Source organism: Chelatococcus asaccharovorans, from assembly GCF_003201475.1.
Classification (GTDB): domain Bacteria; phylum Pseudomonadota; class Alphaproteobacteria; order Rhizobiales; family Beijerinckiaceae; genus Chelatococcus; species Chelatococcus asaccharovorans.
In genome coordinates, this window is record NZ_QJJK01000007.1 from 242,078 (window position 1) to 259,082 (window position 17,005).

The 17,005-nt window shown below is 65.1% G+C and carries 15 protein-coding genes; 8 read left to right on the forward strand and 7 right to left on the reverse strand.

Annotated features, from left to right (window positions below; all coding sequences use genetic code 11):
• Positions 1-7: 7 nt before the first annotated feature.
• Genes C7450_RS17900 through C7450_RS17920 form a run of 5 tightly spaced genes read right to left on the reverse strand, consistent with a single transcriptional unit; the run spans position 8 to position 5,466 of the window.
• Positions 8-1,258: an FAD-dependent oxidoreductase gene (locus C7450_RS17900; RefSeq protein ID WP_110375813.1), complete on the reverse strand. Its 1,251-nt coding sequence runs from the start codon at positions 1,256-1,258 to the stop codon at positions 8-10.
• A gap of 6 nt (positions 1,259-1,264) precedes the next feature.
• On the reverse strand, positions 1,265-2,134 hold the full coding sequence (locus tag C7450_RS17905; RefSeq protein ID WP_110375814.1) for an NmrA family NAD(P)-binding protein: 870 nt from the start codon (positions 2,132-2,134) through the stop codon (positions 1,265-1,267).
• Positions 2,131-3,168 carry an ABC transporter substrate-binding protein gene (locus C7450_RS17910; RefSeq protein ID WP_110375815.1) on the reverse strand — a complete coding sequence of 346 codons (1,038 nt, stop codon included), beginning with the start codon at positions 3,166-3,168 and terminating at the stop codon, positions 2,131-2,133. The genes C7450_RS17905 and C7450_RS17910 overlap by 4 nt, the downstream gene beginning before the upstream one ends.
• Before the next feature lie 15 nt (positions 3,169-3,183).
• Positions 3,184-4,413, reverse strand: a complete 1,230-nt coding sequence (locus C7450_RS17915; RefSeq protein ID WP_110375816.1) for an acyl-CoA dehydrogenase family protein — start codon at positions 4,411-4,413, stop codon at positions 3,184-3,186.
• 12 nt (positions 4,414-4,425) lie between these two features.
• Positions 4,426-5,466 carry an ABC transporter substrate-binding protein gene (locus tag C7450_RS17920; protein ID WP_110375817.1) on the reverse strand — a complete coding sequence of 347 codons (1,041 nt, stop codon included), beginning with the start codon at positions 5,464-5,466 and terminating at the stop codon, positions 4,426-4,428.
• Positions 5,467-5,796: 330 nt separating this feature from the next.
• Here C7450_RS17920 and C7450_RS17925 point away from each other — a divergent pair, with 330 nt between their 5' ends.
• The 6 genes from C7450_RS17925 to C7450_RS17950 all read left to right on the forward strand — a co-directional run bounded on the left by C7450_RS17925 (position 5,797) and on the right by C7450_RS17950 (position 12,517).
• Complete coding sequence (locus C7450_RS17925; protein ID WP_110375818.1) at positions 5,797-6,783, forward strand: ABC transporter permease; 987 nt, start codon at positions 5,797-5,799, stop codon at positions 6,781-6,783.
• A complete protein-coding gene (locus tag C7450_RS17930) occupies positions 6,783-7,784 on the forward strand; it encodes an ABC transporter permease (RefSeq protein WP_110375819.1) in 1,002 nt (333 codons plus the stop codon). Before C7450_RS17925 ends, C7450_RS17930 begins: the two co-directional genes overlap by 1 nt.
• Positions 7,785-7,788: 4 nt before the next feature.
• Positions 7,789-8,787 (forward strand): ABC transporter ATP-binding protein, encoded by a 999-nt coding sequence (locus tag C7450_RS17935; protein ID WP_110375820.1) that lies wholly within the window; start codon positions 7,789-7,791, stop codon positions 8,785-8,787.
• The gene (locus C7450_RS17940) at positions 8,765-9,712 is read left to right on the forward strand and encodes an ABC transporter ATP-binding protein (RefSeq protein WP_110375821.1); all 948 of its coding nucleotides are present in this window, start codon (positions 8,765-8,767) and stop codon (positions 9,710-9,712) included. Before C7450_RS17935 ends, C7450_RS17940 begins: the two co-directional genes overlap by 23 nt.
• 14 nt (positions 9,713-9,726) lie before the next feature.
• Positions 9,727-10,788 (forward strand): aldo/keto reductase, encoded by a 1,062-nt coding sequence (locus C7450_RS17945; protein ID WP_110375822.1) that lies wholly within the window; start codon positions 9,727-9,729, stop codon positions 10,786-10,788.
• A gap of 112 nt (positions 10,789-10,900) precedes the next feature.
• Positions 10,901-12,517: an ABC transporter substrate-binding protein gene (locus C7450_RS17950; protein ID WP_110375823.1), complete on the forward strand. Its 1,617-nt coding sequence runs from the start codon at positions 10,901-10,903 to the stop codon at positions 12,515-12,517.
• A 123-nt stretch (positions 12,518-12,640) separates the two neighbouring features.
• On the opposite strand, the gene C7450_RS17955 is transcribed toward C7450_RS17950, so the two are convergent.
• Positions 12,641-13,549, reverse strand: a complete 909-nt coding sequence (locus C7450_RS17955) for an MBL fold metallo-hydrolase (protein ID WP_170147296.1) — start codon at positions 13,547-13,549, stop codon at positions 12,641-12,643.
• Between the two features lie 273 nt (positions 13,550-13,822).
• Positions 13,823-14,620, reverse strand: a complete 798-nt coding sequence (locus tag C7450_RS17960) for an IclR family transcriptional regulator (RefSeq protein WP_170147297.1) — start codon at positions 14,618-14,620, stop codon at positions 13,823-13,825.
• A 266-nt stretch (positions 14,621-14,886) separates the two neighbouring features.
• Here C7450_RS17960 and C7450_RS17965 point away from each other — a divergent pair, with 266 nt between their 5' ends.
• Together C7450_RS17965 and C7450_RS17970 are read left to right on the forward strand one after the other, a co-directional pair.
• Positions 14,887-15,744 carry an ABC transporter permease gene (locus C7450_RS17965; protein ID WP_110375826.1) on the forward strand — a complete coding sequence of 286 codons (858 nt, stop codon included), beginning with the start codon at positions 14,887-14,889 and terminating at the stop codon, positions 15,742-15,744.
• A complete protein-coding gene (locus C7450_RS17970) occupies positions 15,741-16,982 on the forward strand; it encodes an amidohydrolase family protein (protein ID WP_110375827.1) in 1,242 nt (413 codons plus the stop codon). The genes C7450_RS17965 and C7450_RS17970 overlap by 4 nt, the downstream gene beginning before the upstream one ends.
• Positions 16,983-17,005 lie beyond the last annotated feature (23 nt).

Consider the following 17,005-nt stretch of genomic DNA (forward strand, 5'->3'; position numbering starts at 1 on the left):
TCCCGGTTTATCGCGCGGCCGCAGCCGCCAGCGGCCGGCTGCCGGCGAGGTTGCGCTCAAGGGCGGTCAGCGAGGAACGAACGGCCTCGTAGCCGTGCGCGCGCATCGCGACCTCATAGTCGTGGACGGCGGCGAGAAGCGGCTTGTCGCGTCGACGCGCCTTGACGAGCTCCGGAACGAGCAGGCCGGTGTCGTGGAGCGCGGTGTTACATCCGAGTGCACGAAAATAGGTCATTGCATGGATGGAATCGCCGAGCAGGGTGACCGGGCCGGTTTCCCAGACAGCGCCGGGCGTTGACGTCTTGACCTTCAGCAGCCCCACCGTCGAGGGATCGGTGTGGCGGATGAGCGCCAGGATGCGCTCGTCCCAATGACCGACCCTTGACAGCAGGACCTGAAGCAGTTCGGCTCCGTCGAGCCTTTCGATGTCCTCGTCCGGCCCCAGCTCGCCGCGTTCGTAGGCGGTGTTCCACCACGTGTAGCTGGTCGTATTGTCGAAGTGGAAACCCGGAATATCGCGATGCGTCGGGTCTCCCGCCCCGATGCTGCCGTAGCGGGCAGAAGCGTCCGGATCGACCCTATGGCTCGTGATCATCATGCGGCGGCCGTCATGCGGCAGGATATTGACGTTGAAATCGGTGAGCAGCGGGGAGATGCCATGCCGTTCCGCTTCGGAAAGCGTGATCTTGCCTGCGACCCTGCGAACGCCGGTATCGACGCTCTCCAGGCCAGGCAGCCGTTGCCGGCGCACGGCCGAACCCGCGCCGTCGGCGCCGACCAGAAGGTTGCACCGCACGGCCGAGCCATCGGTGAAATGGGCGATCACCGTGCCGTCCTGCTGGTTCTCGTAGTGTGCGAAGGTCTTGTCGGTGTGGACGATGTCCTCGAGGCCGGCGAGCAGGATCTGCCTCAGCGTGATGCGGCTCGCGGATTTCTCGATATGGGTGTCCTCGGGCTCCGCATTCGCCAATTCGGGCGCGTCGATCCGCGCGAAGGTCTCGTCCAGCGTCAGCGTTTCCGCCGGCGCCCGTCCGAGCGTCGCAAGGAACGCCTCGAACAGATATGGCGGCAGATTGGCCTCGAGCGCGTCGATGCCGCGCTGCCGCAACCTCAGGCGAAAACCCTGCACGTAGTCGGCGCGTACCGGATCGCGCTCGAAGACCGCGGTGTCTATGCCGTTCTTCTGCAGCCCCTGGGCGAGCGCAAGGCCGCCAGGCCCCCCGCCGATGATGGCGATGTCGACGAAAGGAATGCTCATGGATGTCTACCCGGCAAGGGCCGCCTCGGCGGCGAGATGTTCGGCAATGAAAGTCTGGATGTCCCGCGGCGCTCGGCCGGTGAGGGTGGCCACGACATCGGTCGTTACCGCGGCGCGCCCGGCGGCGATCAGCGCCGTGAATTGCGCGACGGCGCGGTGCTCGAAATCGGCCTCCGCGGCGGCCGCGACCAGCGGCCTGGCGATCGCCGCGACCGGCCGTTCGAAGGCGGAAGAGAGAAGAGCGGCGACCTGGCGGGCGGCGACGACCTCGGGACCGGTGAGGTTCAGCATCTCGCCGGCGAGTGCGTCGGCCATGAGCTGGTGGACGGCGACATCGGCGATGTCGCGGGCGTCGATGTAGCCGATACCGGCGTCGGGATTGGCCGCGATGATGGGGTTGCCGGCCTGCACTTGACGGATCGTGTTGGCGAGCGACACCTGCATCCAGGCGTTGGGACGCAGCCAGACCTTTTCGAGCGAAAGCGTGCGGAGATGCCGCTCGATGGCGGCATGGGCGTCTCCCGAGATGGAACTGCCGGCCGGCTCAATCGTCCAGTCCGAGCCGGAGATCTTCACGATGCGACGCACGCCCGCCGTCGCTGCCGCATCGGCGACGGCGATCTGATCGGCCGCGAGACGTTCGCTGATCGGCGACAGCAGAAGAAGGCGGTCGATGCCGCGCAGCGCCGCATCCAGCGACGTGCGGTCGGCGAATTCCCCAACGGCGATCTGGACCGCGGCGCCGAAGTGTTTGCGCGCGGCATCCGGCCGGCGCGTGAAGACCCGCACCGGACGATCGAGTGCGATCAACCGTTTGACGACGAGCTGGCCGAGTGTGCCGGTGGCGCCTGTGACAAGGATCGGAGCAGGGCTCATGCGACCGCTCGTCGGGTTGCGGCCTCGAGCGGCCTGCGGTCGATCCAGGAAAACACGTCGAAATCCGCCGTGATGAAACCCCATTCGAGCAGGAAGCGCTTGAAATGGTCGAAGGCTTCGATCTGGTCGTCGTCGAGCGAAAGGGTCAGATGCCTGTGGATGTCCGGTCCGTTGGCGGCCCAGATCGCATCCTCGCCGACGCCGATCTCGTTGGCGATAAGGCGCACCGCATCGTCCGGGTTCGTCTCCGCCCAGCCGGCGACCTGCCCGACGGTGGCGACCAGATCGACGACCCGGTCGAAGTGTTCGTCGAGGAAGCGGGCGTCGACCGTCAGCGGGCGCGGCGTACCATTGTTGATGCGGATCTTCGCGTCCGGGTGGAAGCCGAAGTCCGACACGACGACGGCGCCGATCTGGTTGGCCAGAACGACGCCTTCCGCACCCTTGACGAAAAATGCGTCGATCTCGCCGCGCGCCAGCGCCAGAAGTTCGTCGCCATAGGGGTAGCGGCGCTTCAGGCCGAGGAAGACTGCGTTGCCTCTTTCGATGAGGTTGGCCTCCGCGCTGTCGAGATAGACGAGTTCGACATCGTCATGCGTCAGCCCCTCGAGGGAGAGAGCGGACACGATGCCCTTCAGCGCCGTGGCGCGCTGGAAATCGACAATCTTTTCAACGGGCTTCCGCGGCACTCCGAGGCGTCGGCCCTTGAGGCCCGCGCCCGTCCGGATGCCGGAGGAAGGCAGAGCGATGATCGCCTGGAATTCGTCGGTGGTGGTGATGCCGACCACGCGGGTCTCGCGCCCACCGGAGCGCGCCCAGATCGGCGGGATATTGCCGCCCTGCCGGAAGGAATAGTCGAGGGCGTGCGTGAAATGGCTCTGGCGGATCGCCGGGTCCTTGCTGTCGCGGATCGAGCGAACCGAAACGCCCGCGGCACGGAACTGCCGGTCTATCCATCCGAGCTGGTGGGCGATCGAGAGCGGCGTCGGCGCGGGGCAGCGCGTGTACCAAACAGAGGAGAGAGGGGTGGCCATCGCCGATCTCTTTGGCTACCCGCCGACGACGGCGAGGCGGGGTTGCGGATGAGGGCGCACCGGAACGGGCTCCAGCGAAACGGCGGGTTTCGCCGCATGACGGCCGAGCGCTGCCCTCGCGAGTATGGTTCGGACGAGATTGTTCTGCGGCGCGTGTGCCTTGCCGCACAGTGCATCGCGGTGATGCCGCTCCAGCGGATTGTCGCGGCTGATGCCGGGATTACCGCCGAGCTCCAGCGCCAGCGTGGTGACGGCGATGGCGTTTTCGATGACCGTGTGCTTGACCGCCGCCTCATCGGGGCTGAACGGCCGGCCGGAATCGAAATCCTCGGCGATCGAACGCAGCAGCCGGCGGTTGGCCGCCAGCCAGACCTCGATCTGTCCAAGCCCGTCCTGAATGCGGGCTACGGTCGAAAGCGGCGCGCCGAGGCTGGCGGGCGCCCGGGTCGTCACGAATTCGGTGAGCCAGTCGCGGGCGCCGCGCGCCGCGCCGTCATAAACCGCCGGAACGAGGCTGAAATACCAGGCGCTCGCCCGCTCGTCGCGCTTCAGACCTTCCTTGGCCGGTGCGAGGTCGAGCGCGTCCTCCAGCGGAATGGCGACCGCGTCTAGGATCAGATCGTCGCTGTTCGTGGCGCGCATGCCGGTGGCGTTCCAGGTCTTCTCGACCCGGAGACCGTCGGCCGATGTCGGCACGAGGAAGGAGCCGAGCCGCGGTTCCGGCTCATCGGTGACGGCGAGTACGGACACCCAGCGCAAGAGCGGAATGCCGGTCGCATAAGTCTTACGGCCGGAAATGCGCCACACGTCGCCCGCCCGGCGGGCAATGGTATCCGGCAGCATTCCGTGTGAAGGCGAGCCGACGCGCGGCTCTACCTGCGCGGCGTTGAGCAGGGCGACGCCTTCCCGGTTGGCCCGGGTGACGCGGTCCACGAGATGCGTCGGCCATTGGCCCGAGGCGCGGATCGCATAATGCTGACTGTAATGCATCGCGAGCACCAGCGCGGTCGACGGCTCGCCGCGGGCAACGGCGGAAACGACCGCCAGCGCTTCGGTCAGCCCGCCGCCGCGACCCCCATGCTCGACCGAGGTGACAAGCCCCAGCAGACCGGTCTCGTAAAGCGCGTCGAAATTGGCGAAGGGGAATTCGCCGGTCTCGTCGTAATGCCGGGCGGTCAGCGCGAAACGTTGTCCCAGTTCCTCGGCTTTGGCGATCACCGTCGAAAAGTCGGTCGAAAGGGTCATGAAATTCTCCGGTCAGGCGACGGCGCGGGTCTCGATCAGCGCCCAGGGGCGGCGGTCGATCCAGGTTTCGATGTCGAAACTGCCCGCGAGGAAGCCCCATTCGTGCAGAAAGTCCTTGTAATGGCCGACCGCGTCGACCAGCTCCGCCTCGAGCCCGATGCCGAGATGCCTGTGGAGGTCCGGCCCGTTGGCCGCGGCGACCACTTCTTCTGAGGCCCCCACCTCGCGGGCAACGAAGCGGCGCACCTCGTCGGCATGCGTCTGCGCCCAGTCACTCGTCCGCTTCAGCGTCTCGATCAGCGTCGCGACGAGGTCTGGCCTCTCCTCCGCCAGTCGTTCATCGACGGTGAGGAGGCGCGGCGAGCCGGAATTGACGCGGATCTTCGGATCGGGATGGAAGCCGAACTCCACCACTGTCCGGGTGGCGAAGAGATTGGCGATGCTGATGCCCGGCGTTCCCTTCACGTAGATGGCATCCACCTCACCGCGCAGAAGAGCAGCCATTTCCGGCCCATAGGCCTGGCGGTTACGCAGGCCGTAAAGCTGCGGTCCCTCGCGATCGTCGAGCACCGAGTCGGGCAGCGGGATGTCGACGATCTCGACGTCGTCAGGGGTGAGCCCCTCCAACGACAATGCCGAGACGAGGCCCTTCAGCGCCGTCGCAGCCATGAAATCGACGATGCCGGGCGGGCGGCGGGCGATGCCGAAACGCCGGCCGGCGAGATCCTTCGTCGTCGCGATGCCGCTGTCCGGCAAAGTGATGATCGCCTGGAACTCATCGGTCCAGGTGATGCCGACCAGTCGGGTCCGACTGCCCTCGGAGCGTGCGCGGATCGGCGGCACGTTGCCGCCATGGCGGAAGGAATAGTCGAGGTGGTGATTGAAATGACTCGACCGGATGTTTCGGTCCTTGCTGTCGATGATCGAGTTGAGGGTGATTCCCTGTTTAGAGAATGAATCTTCGAGAAGGCCGAGCTGTACTGAAAGCCCAACCGGCGTCGGGACCGGACATCTCGTGTACCAGATTTGCGAAATATTGCCCTCACGTGTCATTAAGACCCTCCACTAGCGATAAAACCGCGCGAATATTCGATAAATCTTGAATTTATCGAATTTTAATCAATTTTTCGCACGACAATGACGCGGTTTTCCATAAGACAGCCAAGGCGCAGCCGGCACTGGAAATACCATTCCCCGATCTCGGGGCTGCCAAGCTGCATTCGCTGAATCATATTTGACAAAGCCTATAGAATTAGTCAACAATCAAAAATCACGGCATCCCGTGCTGCGGCAATCGGAAGCATCGCGGCTTTCCTGCGCTTCGCCGGGAACCTGCCGACCTTCAAGCCCCCCCGAGAACTCACCGACGAAGAGACCCTGTTCATGCCGGCGCTTGTGAGAATTGGACGAACGCTGAGACGCACCCTGCTGCAGGCCGTTCCGACGATGCTCGGGATCGTCATTCTGAATTTCTTCCTGCTGCAGCTTGCCCCGGGCGACGCGGCCGATGTCATGGCCGGCGAGGCGGGATCGGCGACGGTGGAGACCATGGCAGCGCTCCGGTCGCGCTTCGGGCTCGACAATCCCCTGCTCACGCAATTAGGGCACTACCTCAGCAATCTCATGCAGCTCAGCCTCGGCTTCTCGCCGCGTTACGGGATGCCGGTCGCCGATCTGATCGCGCAGCGGCTGCCGGGCACGCTGACACTGATGGTGGTGGCGCTCATGGTCGCCATCCTCATCGGCGTGGTGCTCGGCTCGCTGATGGCGACCTTTGCCGGGCGCCTTCCGGACCGCGTGCTGTCGGTCTTCTCGCTGCTCTTTTATTCGATCCCGAGCTTCTGGATCGGCCTCATGCTGATCGTCTTCTTCTCGGTGAAACTCGGCTGGCTGCCGAGCGGCGGTGCGGGCACGATCGGCTCGCGCCTGACGGGCCTGCCCGCGCTTCTGGACAAGGCGCGCTACATGGTGCTGCCGGCGACCTCGCTGGCGCTCTTCTACGTGGCGATCTATGCACGCCTGACGCGCGCCTCGATGTTGGAAGTCAAGAACCAGGATTTCGTCCGCACGGCCTATGCCAAGGGCCTGACGCCCTTCGGCGTCACGGCGCGGCATATCCTGCGCAACGCCCTGATCCCGATCACGACGATGGCGGGTATGCATATCGGCGGCATGCTCGGCGGAGCCGTGGTGGTGGAGACGGTCTATAGCTGGCCGGGGCTCGGGCGGCTTGCCTTCGAGGCGGTGATGGGCCGCGATTTCACCGTCCTGCTCGGCATCCTGCTGCTGTCCTCGCTTCTCGTCATCGTCGCCAATGCCGCCGTGGATCTCGTCCACGCCTGGCTCGATCCCCGTATTGGAGCCCGCTGATGTCTACCACCGATATCGCAACCCTGCGCGGCGTCGCGACTGACCGGCAGGTCGAGGCGGCCGAGCAGCCTGCGCCGCCCACCCCTGCGGAAGCACCTTCTTGGTCCAACATGCGGGCGCCGGACGCCCGTTCGCAGCAGAGCGCCGCGGTCTCGGTCACCAACGGTCGCCGGGCGCTCAAGGTCTTCCTGTCCAATCCAAACGCCCTGTTCGGCACGGGCTTCCTGGCCTTCGTCATCCTCATCGCCCTGATCGCGCCGGTCATCTATCCCGGCGATCCGCTCTCCATGGTGGGCCGTCCCTTCCTCTGGCCTGGCCAGAACCCGGCCTTTCCGCTGGGCACGGATTCGCTTGGTCGCGACGTGCTCGCGGGCATCGTGCACGGCGCGCGCATTTCGCTTTTCGTCGGTCTGGTGGCGACAGCGCTCAGTCTTACGTTCGGCGTGGTGCTCGGCGCGGTCGCCGGCTATTTCGGCGGCCGGATCGACGACCTGCTGGTGCGGCTGATCGAGATCTTCCAGACACCCCCGAGCTTCGTGCTGCTGGTCGTGCTGGTGGCGATCGCACGGCCTTCGGCCACGACCGTAACCTTGGCGATCGCCATCATCTCCTGGCCGACGGTGGCGCGGCTGACGCGCGCCGAGTTCCGCGCGATCCGCGAGAAGGACTTCGTGGTCGCTGCCCGCAGTCTCGGCTACGGCCATAGGCGCATCATCTTCAGTGAGATCCTGCCGAATGCGCTGCCGCCGATCATCGTCACGTCCTCCGTCATGGTGGCGACCGCCATCCTGATGGAATCGGCGCTGTCCTTCATGGGGCTCGGCGATCCGAACGTGGTGAGCTGGGGCTCGATGATCGGTACGGGTCGTGAGCTCGTGCGTACCGCCTGGTATCTGACGGCGCTGCCGGGGCTTGCCATCGTCGTCACGGTGCTGGCGCTCAACCTGATCGGCGATGGCCTGAACGACGCTCTCAACCCCCGCTTCTCGCAGGAGGGGTAGACCCATGGCCCCGCTTCTCCAGGTCGAAAATCTCACCATCCGTTTTCCGCGCGCCGAGCCGGTCCGCAATCTTTCCTTCGAGGCGGGCGAGGGGGAGACTCTGGCGATCGTCGGCGAATCCGGCTCGGGAAAATCGCTGACCGCCTTGGCGCTGATGCGGCTCCTGCCGCGCGGCGCACAAATTGCGAGCGGCCGGATCGCATTCGACGGCCGCGATCTCATCAAGCTCGATGCGCGCGGAATGCGGCACCTGCGCGGGCGCGATATCGGCATGATCTTCCAGGAGCCGATGAACAGCCTGAATCCGGTCATGACGATCGGCCGGCAGATTGGCGAAGTGCTCAGGGTGCATGAAAGACTGACGGGGCGGGCAGCGCGGGCGCGGGCCATCGAGCTCCTGGAGCTGGTCCGCATCCCGGCGGCAGAAAAGCGGGTGGACGATTATCCGCATCAGTTGTCGGGTGGCATGCGCCAGCGCGTCATGATCGCGATGGCCGTCGCCTGCAAGCCAAAGCTGCTGATCGCCGACGAGCCGACCACGGCGCTCGACGTTACCATCCAGGCGCAGGTGCTCGATCTGCTCGACACGCTGAGGTGCGAACTGCGGATGGCCGTCGTCCTCATCACCCACGATCTCGGCGTGGTGGCGCAATGGGCCGACAAGGTTGTCGTCATGTATGCCGGCCGCAAGGTGGAGGAGGCGCTGCCGGGTGATCTGTTCGACAACCCTCTGCATCCCTATACGCGTGGCCTGCTGGCCGCCTCGCCCCGGTTGAAGAACGATTTCCACTATCGGGACGGCGCGCTCTCCGAAATCCCGGGCTCGATCGTCTCGGCGGGCGGCGAGACGGGCTGCCCCTTCCGGCCGCGCTGCGCCGAGGCGCGCGCAAGCTGCGGCCATCACATGCCGCCGCTCACCGTTCCGGCGCCGGAGCGCCTGGTGGCGTGCCCCTTCACCGTCCCCGTCGAGGCCATGCCCCATGCCGCTGCTTTCAGTCTCTGACCTTAAGACCCATTACAAGAGCCGGGACGGGCTCCTGCGTGCGGTCGATGGGGTGGACCTCGTCGTCGAGCGCGGCGAGACGGTGGCTCTCGTCGGGGAAAGCGGCTGCGGCAAGTCCACCCTCGGCAAGACGGTGCTCCGCCTCGTCGATCCGACCGACGGCAGGATCGTGTTCAAAGGCGAGGACATCACCATGCTGGACCAGCGGCGGCTGCGAACCGTGCGCAAGTCGGTCCAGATGATCTTCCAAGATCCTTTCGCCTCGCTCAATCCGCGGCACGCGATCGGCGAGATCCTGGAGGCGCCGCTCGTGGTGCACAAGGCCGGTGACCGGGCCGAGCGGCGGCGCAGGGTTGCCGACATCGTTGCCAAGGTCGGGCTGCCGGCCGATTCGGTCAGCCGTTATCCGCACGAATTTTCCGGCGGTCAGCGGCAGCGCATCGGCATTGCCCGCGCCCTGCTGCTGAATCCTGAACTGATCGTCTGCGACGAGCCGGTTTCCGCCCTCGACCTCTCCATCCAGGCGCAAATCCTCAATCTGCTCGTGGCGATGAAGAAGGAATTCGGCCTTTCCTATCTTTTCATCAGTCACGATCTCTCGGTGGTGCGCTACTTTGCCGACCGGGTCATGGTCATGTACCTCGGGCGGATCGTCGAAAGCGCCGACAATGCGACGCTCTGGTCTGATCCGCGCCATCCCTATACGCGGGCCATGATGGCGGCGGTGCCCGATCCCTCGCGCCGGCGCCATGCGGCCCCGCTCGGGGGCGACCTGCCGAGCCCGAGCCACATTCCGCCGGGCTGTCGCTTCCATACCCGATGCCCACTCGCGACGAATCTCTGCCGCACGCAGGAACCCGAATTCCGTCCTGTGGCACCCGGCCATCATGTGGCGTGCCATTTCGCGGACGAACCAACTGAATGACGAGGAGTTCACACATGGTTGAGTATCGCTATCTGGGCCGCAGCGCCCTCAAGGTGTCGCCTTTGACGCTGGGAGCCATGATGTTCGGTAACCAGACGCCGGACGACGTCGCCTTCCGCATCATCGACAAGGCGCGCGAGCAGGGCATCAATTTCATCGACACTGCCGATGTCTATCACGACGGTAAATCCGAAGAGGTGGTCGGCCGCGGCATCAGGAAGAACCGCGACCATTGGGTGGTGGCGACCAAATTCGTGAACTCGCACACGCCGGGGCCGAACCTTGGCGGTTATTCCCGCAAATGGGTCTACCAGACGGTCGAGAATTCGCTGCGCAACCTCGGCACCGACTATATCGATATCCTCTATTTTCACCGCGCTGTCTTCGACGCTCCGCTCGAGGAACCCATGCGGGCGATCGCGGACCTCATCAAACTCGGCAAACTCCGCTATTTCGGCGTCTCGAATTTTCGCGGCTGGCGGATCGCGGAAGTCTCGCATCTCGCCGACCAGCTCGGCATCGACAGGCCGATCGCCAGCCAGCCGCTCTACAACATCGTCAACCGCACGGCGGAGGCCGAGCAACTGCCGGCAGCGGCCGCCTACGGCCTCGGCGTCGTCTCCTACAGCCCGTTGGCGCGCGGCGTGCTGACCGGCAAGTACAATCTTGGCGAGGCACCAGCCGCCGACACCCGCGCCGGCCGTGGCGACAAGCGCATGCACGACGTGGAGTTCCGCGACGAATCGATCGCCATCGCCAAGCAGATCGCCACGCATGCCGAAGGAAAAGGCATTGCGGCGGCCGATTTCGCTCTCGCCTGGGTGCTCAACAACCGACTCGTCACCTCGGCAATTGCCGGCCCCCGCACCGAGGACCAGTGGGACGCCTATATCAGGGCGCTCGATGTGAAACTCGACGCGGATGACGAGGCGCTGGTCGATCGGCTGGTTGCGACAGGCCATCCGTCGACCCCGGGCTTCACCGATCCGGGCCATCCGGTCGAAGGGCGCGTACCGCGCTCGGGCTCCGCGTCGGCGGACGTCGTCCCGCTGGCTCGTCCGCAGCGCGTCGCCTGACGGACTATCGACCGTCTCAATAGAGCGTCGCCCGCGCATGGGCATTCATGAAATCCGGCCCTTCCGCCAGCGGCGATGAGACCGCTTGGGGACAATCCTTGGGAATAATCCAATGACGACAAAAAATTCCGGTGCCCTGGTGTCGACGCGTCGCGCCGTTCTGACGTCCACCGTGGCGTTCGCCGCCCTGGCCGCGTTTTCCGGTGTCTCCGGTGCCGCTGAGGAGAAGCCGCGCGGCGGGAGCGTCTCTATTAATATTGGCACCGAGCCGCCGGTTCTCGTACTGATCGCCCACACCGCCGGCGCCGCCTACTACATCAGCGGCAAGGCGACGGAGAGCCTCCTGACCTACGACACGGATTTTAATCCGCAACCGCTTCTGGCGACCGCATGGGAGGTGAGCGAGGACGGCCTGCACTATCGGTTCAAGCTACGCGAGGGCGTCACATGGCACGATGGCAAGGATTTTACCGCCGAGGACGTCGCGTTCTCCATCCTCGCCTTGAAGGAGAACCATCCGCGCGGCCGCGCCACCTTCGCCTCTGTGGAACAGGTGAATGTCCTCAATCGGCATGAGGTGGAACTCGTTCTGTCCAAGCCAGCGCCCTATCTGCTGAGCGCTTTTGCAAGCTTCGAGGCGCCGATGGTGCCAAAACACCTCTATGCGGGAACGAAGATCGCCGAAAACCCGCACAATGTTGCACCCGTCGGCACGGGTCCCTACAAATTCGTCGAATGGGTGCGCGGCAGCCATGCGATCTTCGAGCGCAATGACAGATATTGGGGTTCTCCAAAACCTTACCTCGATCAGATCATCTTCCGCTTCATCATCGACCCGGCCGCGGCGGTCGCCGCCATCGAGGCCGGTGAGGTGCAGGTCTCAATCGCCAATCTTCCGCTCACGGATATCGACCGCCTGAAGGCCAACCCGAACCTCGTCGTCGATACGGATCCGCCACCTTATTCACCGAGCATCGCTCGTGCGGAATTCAACCTCGAGAACACGTATCTCGCCGATATCCGGGTGCGCCATGCGATCGCCCATGCGGTCGACAAGGACTTCATCGTCAGCACCATCTATCTCGGCTATGCGACGCGGCTCGACGGGCCCGTGAGCCCTGACCTTGCGAAGTTCTACACGCCAGACCTGCCGAAATATGCCTTCGATCCGGTCAAGGCGGAAAAGCTTCTCGACGAGGCGGGTTACGCGCGCGGCGCTGACGGCTTCCGCTTTAAGCTCTATATCGATCCGACCCAGCCCTCCGGTCCTCCCAAGCAGACTGCTGAGTATTTCGCCCAGGCACTGGCCAAGGTCGGCATCAAGGTGGAACTGCGCACGCAGGATTTTGCCACCTTCGTGAAGCGCATCTTCACGGACCGCGATTTCGACATCGCTATCGAGGGTATGAGCAATCTGTACGACCCGACGGTCGGAATCCAGCGCCTCTATTGGTCGAAGAATTTCAAGGTCGGCGTGCCCTTTAGCAACGGGTCCCGATACGTGAACCCGGAGGTCGACCGCCTGCTGGAAGCCGCGGCTGTCGAGGTCGATCCGAAGAAGCGCCGCGAACTCTTCAACGCATTCCAGAAGCTGGTCGTGCAGGACCTGCCGACGCTCGACATCGTCACGCCTTCGGTGATCACCGTCTATGACAAACGGGTGAAAGGCCTCAAGACGGGCGTCGAGCACCTCTGGAGCAATGGGGCCGACATCCAAATCGGGGGATGATGGGTGGCGGAGCGCGAGGCGGCCGTGCCCGGACAACGGCCGCCTCGCGTCCTGGGATCACGTCCTGGGACCATCTAGAACTCCGTTCGACGGCGCTCGACAGCGCACAGCAGAAAAGTACTCTCAGCCGTCGACAGGCACAGCCAGGAAGCCGTCGGCAAGCTTCTTGATGCGCGCGAGGCCGGGGAAAGGATAGTGGAAGCCCTGCACGCGGATGTCCTCGGCCGCGAGCATCTCGTAGATCCTCAAACGGGTGGTGACGGCCATTTCAGGGTCGAAGTCGAAGATCGCCTGCCAATGCGGGTGGCGCGCAAACAATGCTGGCAGGTTGGTGACGTCTGACTGAACGAAGACGGCCTCGCCGCCGAACGTCACCCGGAAAGAGGTATGGCCCGGCGTGTGACCCGGCGTGCCGACGGCCGTGACGCCAGGCACCACCTCGTCGTCCCAGTCAAAGGGGGTGACCTGCCGGTTCAAGGCGTCGAACACGCGCCGCGCATTGGCGAAGGCAGCCTTGGCGCGGTCGTGCGGTGCGGCCGCCATCCGGGCGTCATCCATCCAGAAATCCCATTCCACCCGCGGCACGTGGATCGCGGCATTGGGGAAGGCGCGATGGCCGTCGCGGGTCAGGAGGCCGTTGATATGGTCGCCATGGAAATGGGAAATGATGACCGTGTCGATCTCGCGACGGTCGATGCCGGCGGCCGCCAGATTCGTCTGGAACCAGCCGGATTTGCCGCCGCTCGCTTCGATATTGGCCTCGCCGATGCCGGTATCGATCACGATGCGCCGCGCGCCGCTCTCGATCACGATGGGCGTGAAGGTGATCGGCACGATATCGGGATCACCGCCGGCGGCCACCAGCGCGGCGCTGACATCCGCCCGGGGCGCATTTCGCACGAAGCCGTCCGCAAGAGGAATCGGATTTCGTCCGTCGAAGACGGCCCAGATGGTCGCATCGCCCACCGCATAGCGATGGGACGTGAAGGCTGGTGCCACGGGGATGTCTGATGATGGTGCCGATCCGCTCATTATGGCCTTGGCTCTCCTGTTCCATTCCGTGGAAAATGCGATTGACGTCAGTTTATTGTAATGAGCGCACGCCACGATGGCCATGCCCGGCGCGCTCACATTCCAGACACGCGCCCATGATCGCGCCCACGATCGCTTCGGCACTCCGCCCCTATGGTCGCGGGCGGCCGCGATGCGCCGGGCGCCGGCTTCCGATGGGTTGGATCGGCGATCCCGCCTCGGGCCAGCCGAGCCGGGCATGACATGTCCAGGAGACCGCAACCTGAAGAGTGATCAGGCTGCATCGCTCGCGCCGGCGATGCCTGCCTGTCGCGATGCGGTCAGGAGCGATAGCGAGACCTTGTCTGCGCTTTGCTTGAGGTGCTGGAGCAGGTCCTGCTTGCGGCTGTCGGGCGTATTCGCCGGAACCATGAAACAGATGGTGGCAACGGGCATCCGCATGTGGTCGAAGATGGCGGAGGCGAGACAGGTCGTATAGGGGTCCGACAGGCCTGTCGTCTCCATGACATTGCCGGCGCAGGCGTCCCTGACTTCGCGGATGAACTGGGCGGGATCGATGACCGCGCCGTTCGGCAGCACATAGTCCTCCCTCGGTATCAGGTCTTCGATCTCGCGGTCGCTCATGCCGCCGAGAAGGAGCCGGCCTGACGCCGTCCAGGGGATAGGCACGAGAACGCCGGCTTCCGAACTGATCCGGAACAGGCTGGCGCCCGGATGCATGAAGGCGACGGTGTATTTCGCGGCGACGAGCATGCACAGCTGCGTCGTCTCCCCGGTTTCTCGAGACAGCCTGATGACCTCGTCGCGCCCAAGCCGCACAAGCGGCTGCGAGGCGAGATAGGCATCGCCATAGAGATAGACGGCACGGCCGAAGAAGACATTGTTGTCCCGGTCGAGCTGGAGGATCTCCGCTTCCGCAAGCCGTCCGACGATGCTGTAGATGGACGAGCGCGGCGCCTTGAGCGCGCGGGCGAGATCGCCGATGCCGACCGGGCTGCGCCTGCGATTGAGATAGTCCAGAATATCGATCGCCCGGCCGATGCCGGTTGATCGCTGCGTTTCATGGGTCACGCGGGTCCCCCGAGGAAAAGATGACGACATCCTGCGAGTGCTGCCTTGGCGAGTGCTGCTTTGGATTGAGCCTTTTATCTTGCCGAGGGCCTTATCCTCAGCCTTGCAATGAAGGGGGCATGTCTCTATTGTGTCTATAATACAGACACAATGTCTCATATACAAGACAATGCAGAGGGTTCGTCCTTGGCCTTGTTTCTCCGCCCCGGCGCGACGGCTTTTTGCATGGCACGGAGCGTGGCGGGCAGGAACGTGGGGGCAGGAACATGGTTTTGGCGGCTGGCGCAGAACAGGCGGTGAAAAGACGGCGTTTCCCGCGCCTCAACCTCCTTCTGCTCACCGGCGGCCTCCTGTTCGCGGCCATGCTCATCGCCTTGTTCGGATTGCCGCTCGTCGTTCCTCTCGATCCTGAAGCGCTCGACTACGCGATGATCCTCACCGGACCATCCGCCGAGCACTGGCTCGGCACGGATGCGCTGGGGCGCGACCTCCTCGCGCGCATTGTCTACGGCGGGCACAACAGCCTCATGATCGGCGCCTCCGTGATGGCCGTCACCGCTGTCGCGGGCACGGTCATCGGGCTTCTGGCCGGTACGATCCGCAAGCTCGACGGGCTCCTGATGCGCTCGATGGACGTGCTGATGGCCTTTCCCGCGCTCCTCCTGGCGTTGGCCATTCTCGCGGCCTTCGGCAATACGGCGCTGAACGTCGTGCTCGCCCTCTCGCTCGTCTATATCCCGCGCACCGCCCGGATCGTCCGTGGGGAGGCGCTCGTCCTGCGCGAGCAAACCTATGTGGAAGCGGCAGAGGCGATCGGCGTGTCGCGCCCGCGCGTCCTGTTCGTCCACATCCTGCCCGGGATCCTGCCGGCCCTGATGGTGCAGGAAACTTTCCTCTTCGCCTATGCGATCCTCGGCGAGGCAGGCCTGAGCTTCGTCGGCCTCGGGCTGCAGCCGCCGGAACCGAGTTGGGGCAACATCCTGGGCGAGGCGCGCTCGAGCTTCCAGCAGGCGTCCTGGCTGATCGTCTATCCCGGCCTTGCCCTGGGCCTGACTGTGCTCTCGCTCAATCTTCTCGGCGACGGGCTTGGCCAGGCGATCGATCCGAAGCGGAGGCAGCGATGACGGACGCCGCACTTATCCGTTCGGCCGGGGTGTTCCTTGACGACGAAGGCGCGGTCGTTCCGGGCCAGGACGTGCTCGTCGAAGGCGGCGCGATCACCGCGATCGGGCCGCGAACGGAGATCGCCTCGCATCCCGCCGCCGCCGGCGCGCGCGTGGTCGATCTCGACGGGCTCTTCCTGTTCCCCGGGCTGATGAACAGCCATGTTCATTTCGCCTTCAACGGCACGGACAACGTCAGAGAGGTGTATCTGGCGGAGACACCCGAACAGCGTGTCGCCCGGGCCCTCGCCAATGCCCGCGCCATGGCGCTGAGCGGCGTGACCACGGCGCGCGACTGCGGCTCCGATATGACGGTGATGCAGGCGATGCTCGCCGCCGCGGAGGAAGGCGAGGCCGTCCTGCCCAATCTCCTGATGTGCGGCCCGCCGATCACGGCGGTCTGCGGGCACCTTCACTATATGGGCGGCGAGGCGACGACCAGCGACGAGGTGAGGGCGCTTGTGCGCGAGACCCACGCTGCCGGTGCCAGGAGCGCCAAGGTCATGGCGACCGGTGGCCAGATGACGCCGGGAACGCGCCCCGAAGTGCCGGCCTTTGAACTGGCCGAGCTCGTGGCGCTGGTCGAGGAAGCGCGCAGCCTCGATATGTCGACGGTCTCCCATTGTCTGTCGTCCGAGGGCACGATCCGCAGCGCCCGCGCCGGCTTCGACAGTATCGAGCACTGCGCCTTCTTCGAGCGCTCGCCCGAGGGCTGGATGGAGCGGGTCTACCGCCAGGATGTGACGGATGCGATCCGCGCCAGCGGCGCGGCCGTGATGATGGGGCTCGCCGCCAGCACCCACGCGCTGGACATGGTGCGCGCGACGGGCGAGGGCACGCCCCACGAGCATTTCCGCCTCGCGCAGGAGCGGCGGATGATGCAGATTTTCAAGGATATGGCGGATCAGGGCATTCCGATGATCTGCGGCACCGATGCCGGCACGGCAGCGACCCCTTTCGACGAGACATGGCGGGAGGTGGTCCTGATGGTCGAGGCGGGCCTGACGCCGCTGCAAGCCGTCCGCAATGCGACGACCATCGTGGCCCGTGCCATGCGGATCGATCATGAGGCCGGCGCGATCCGCGCGGGGCTGCGCGCTGACATGATCGCGCTTGCCGACAATCCTCTCGAGGATCCCGCAGCCTTCCGCGCCCCCGCATGGGTGATGGTGCGCGGCCGCGAGATCCTGGCGCCGTAATGACAGTTCCCTGGCAGATCTCC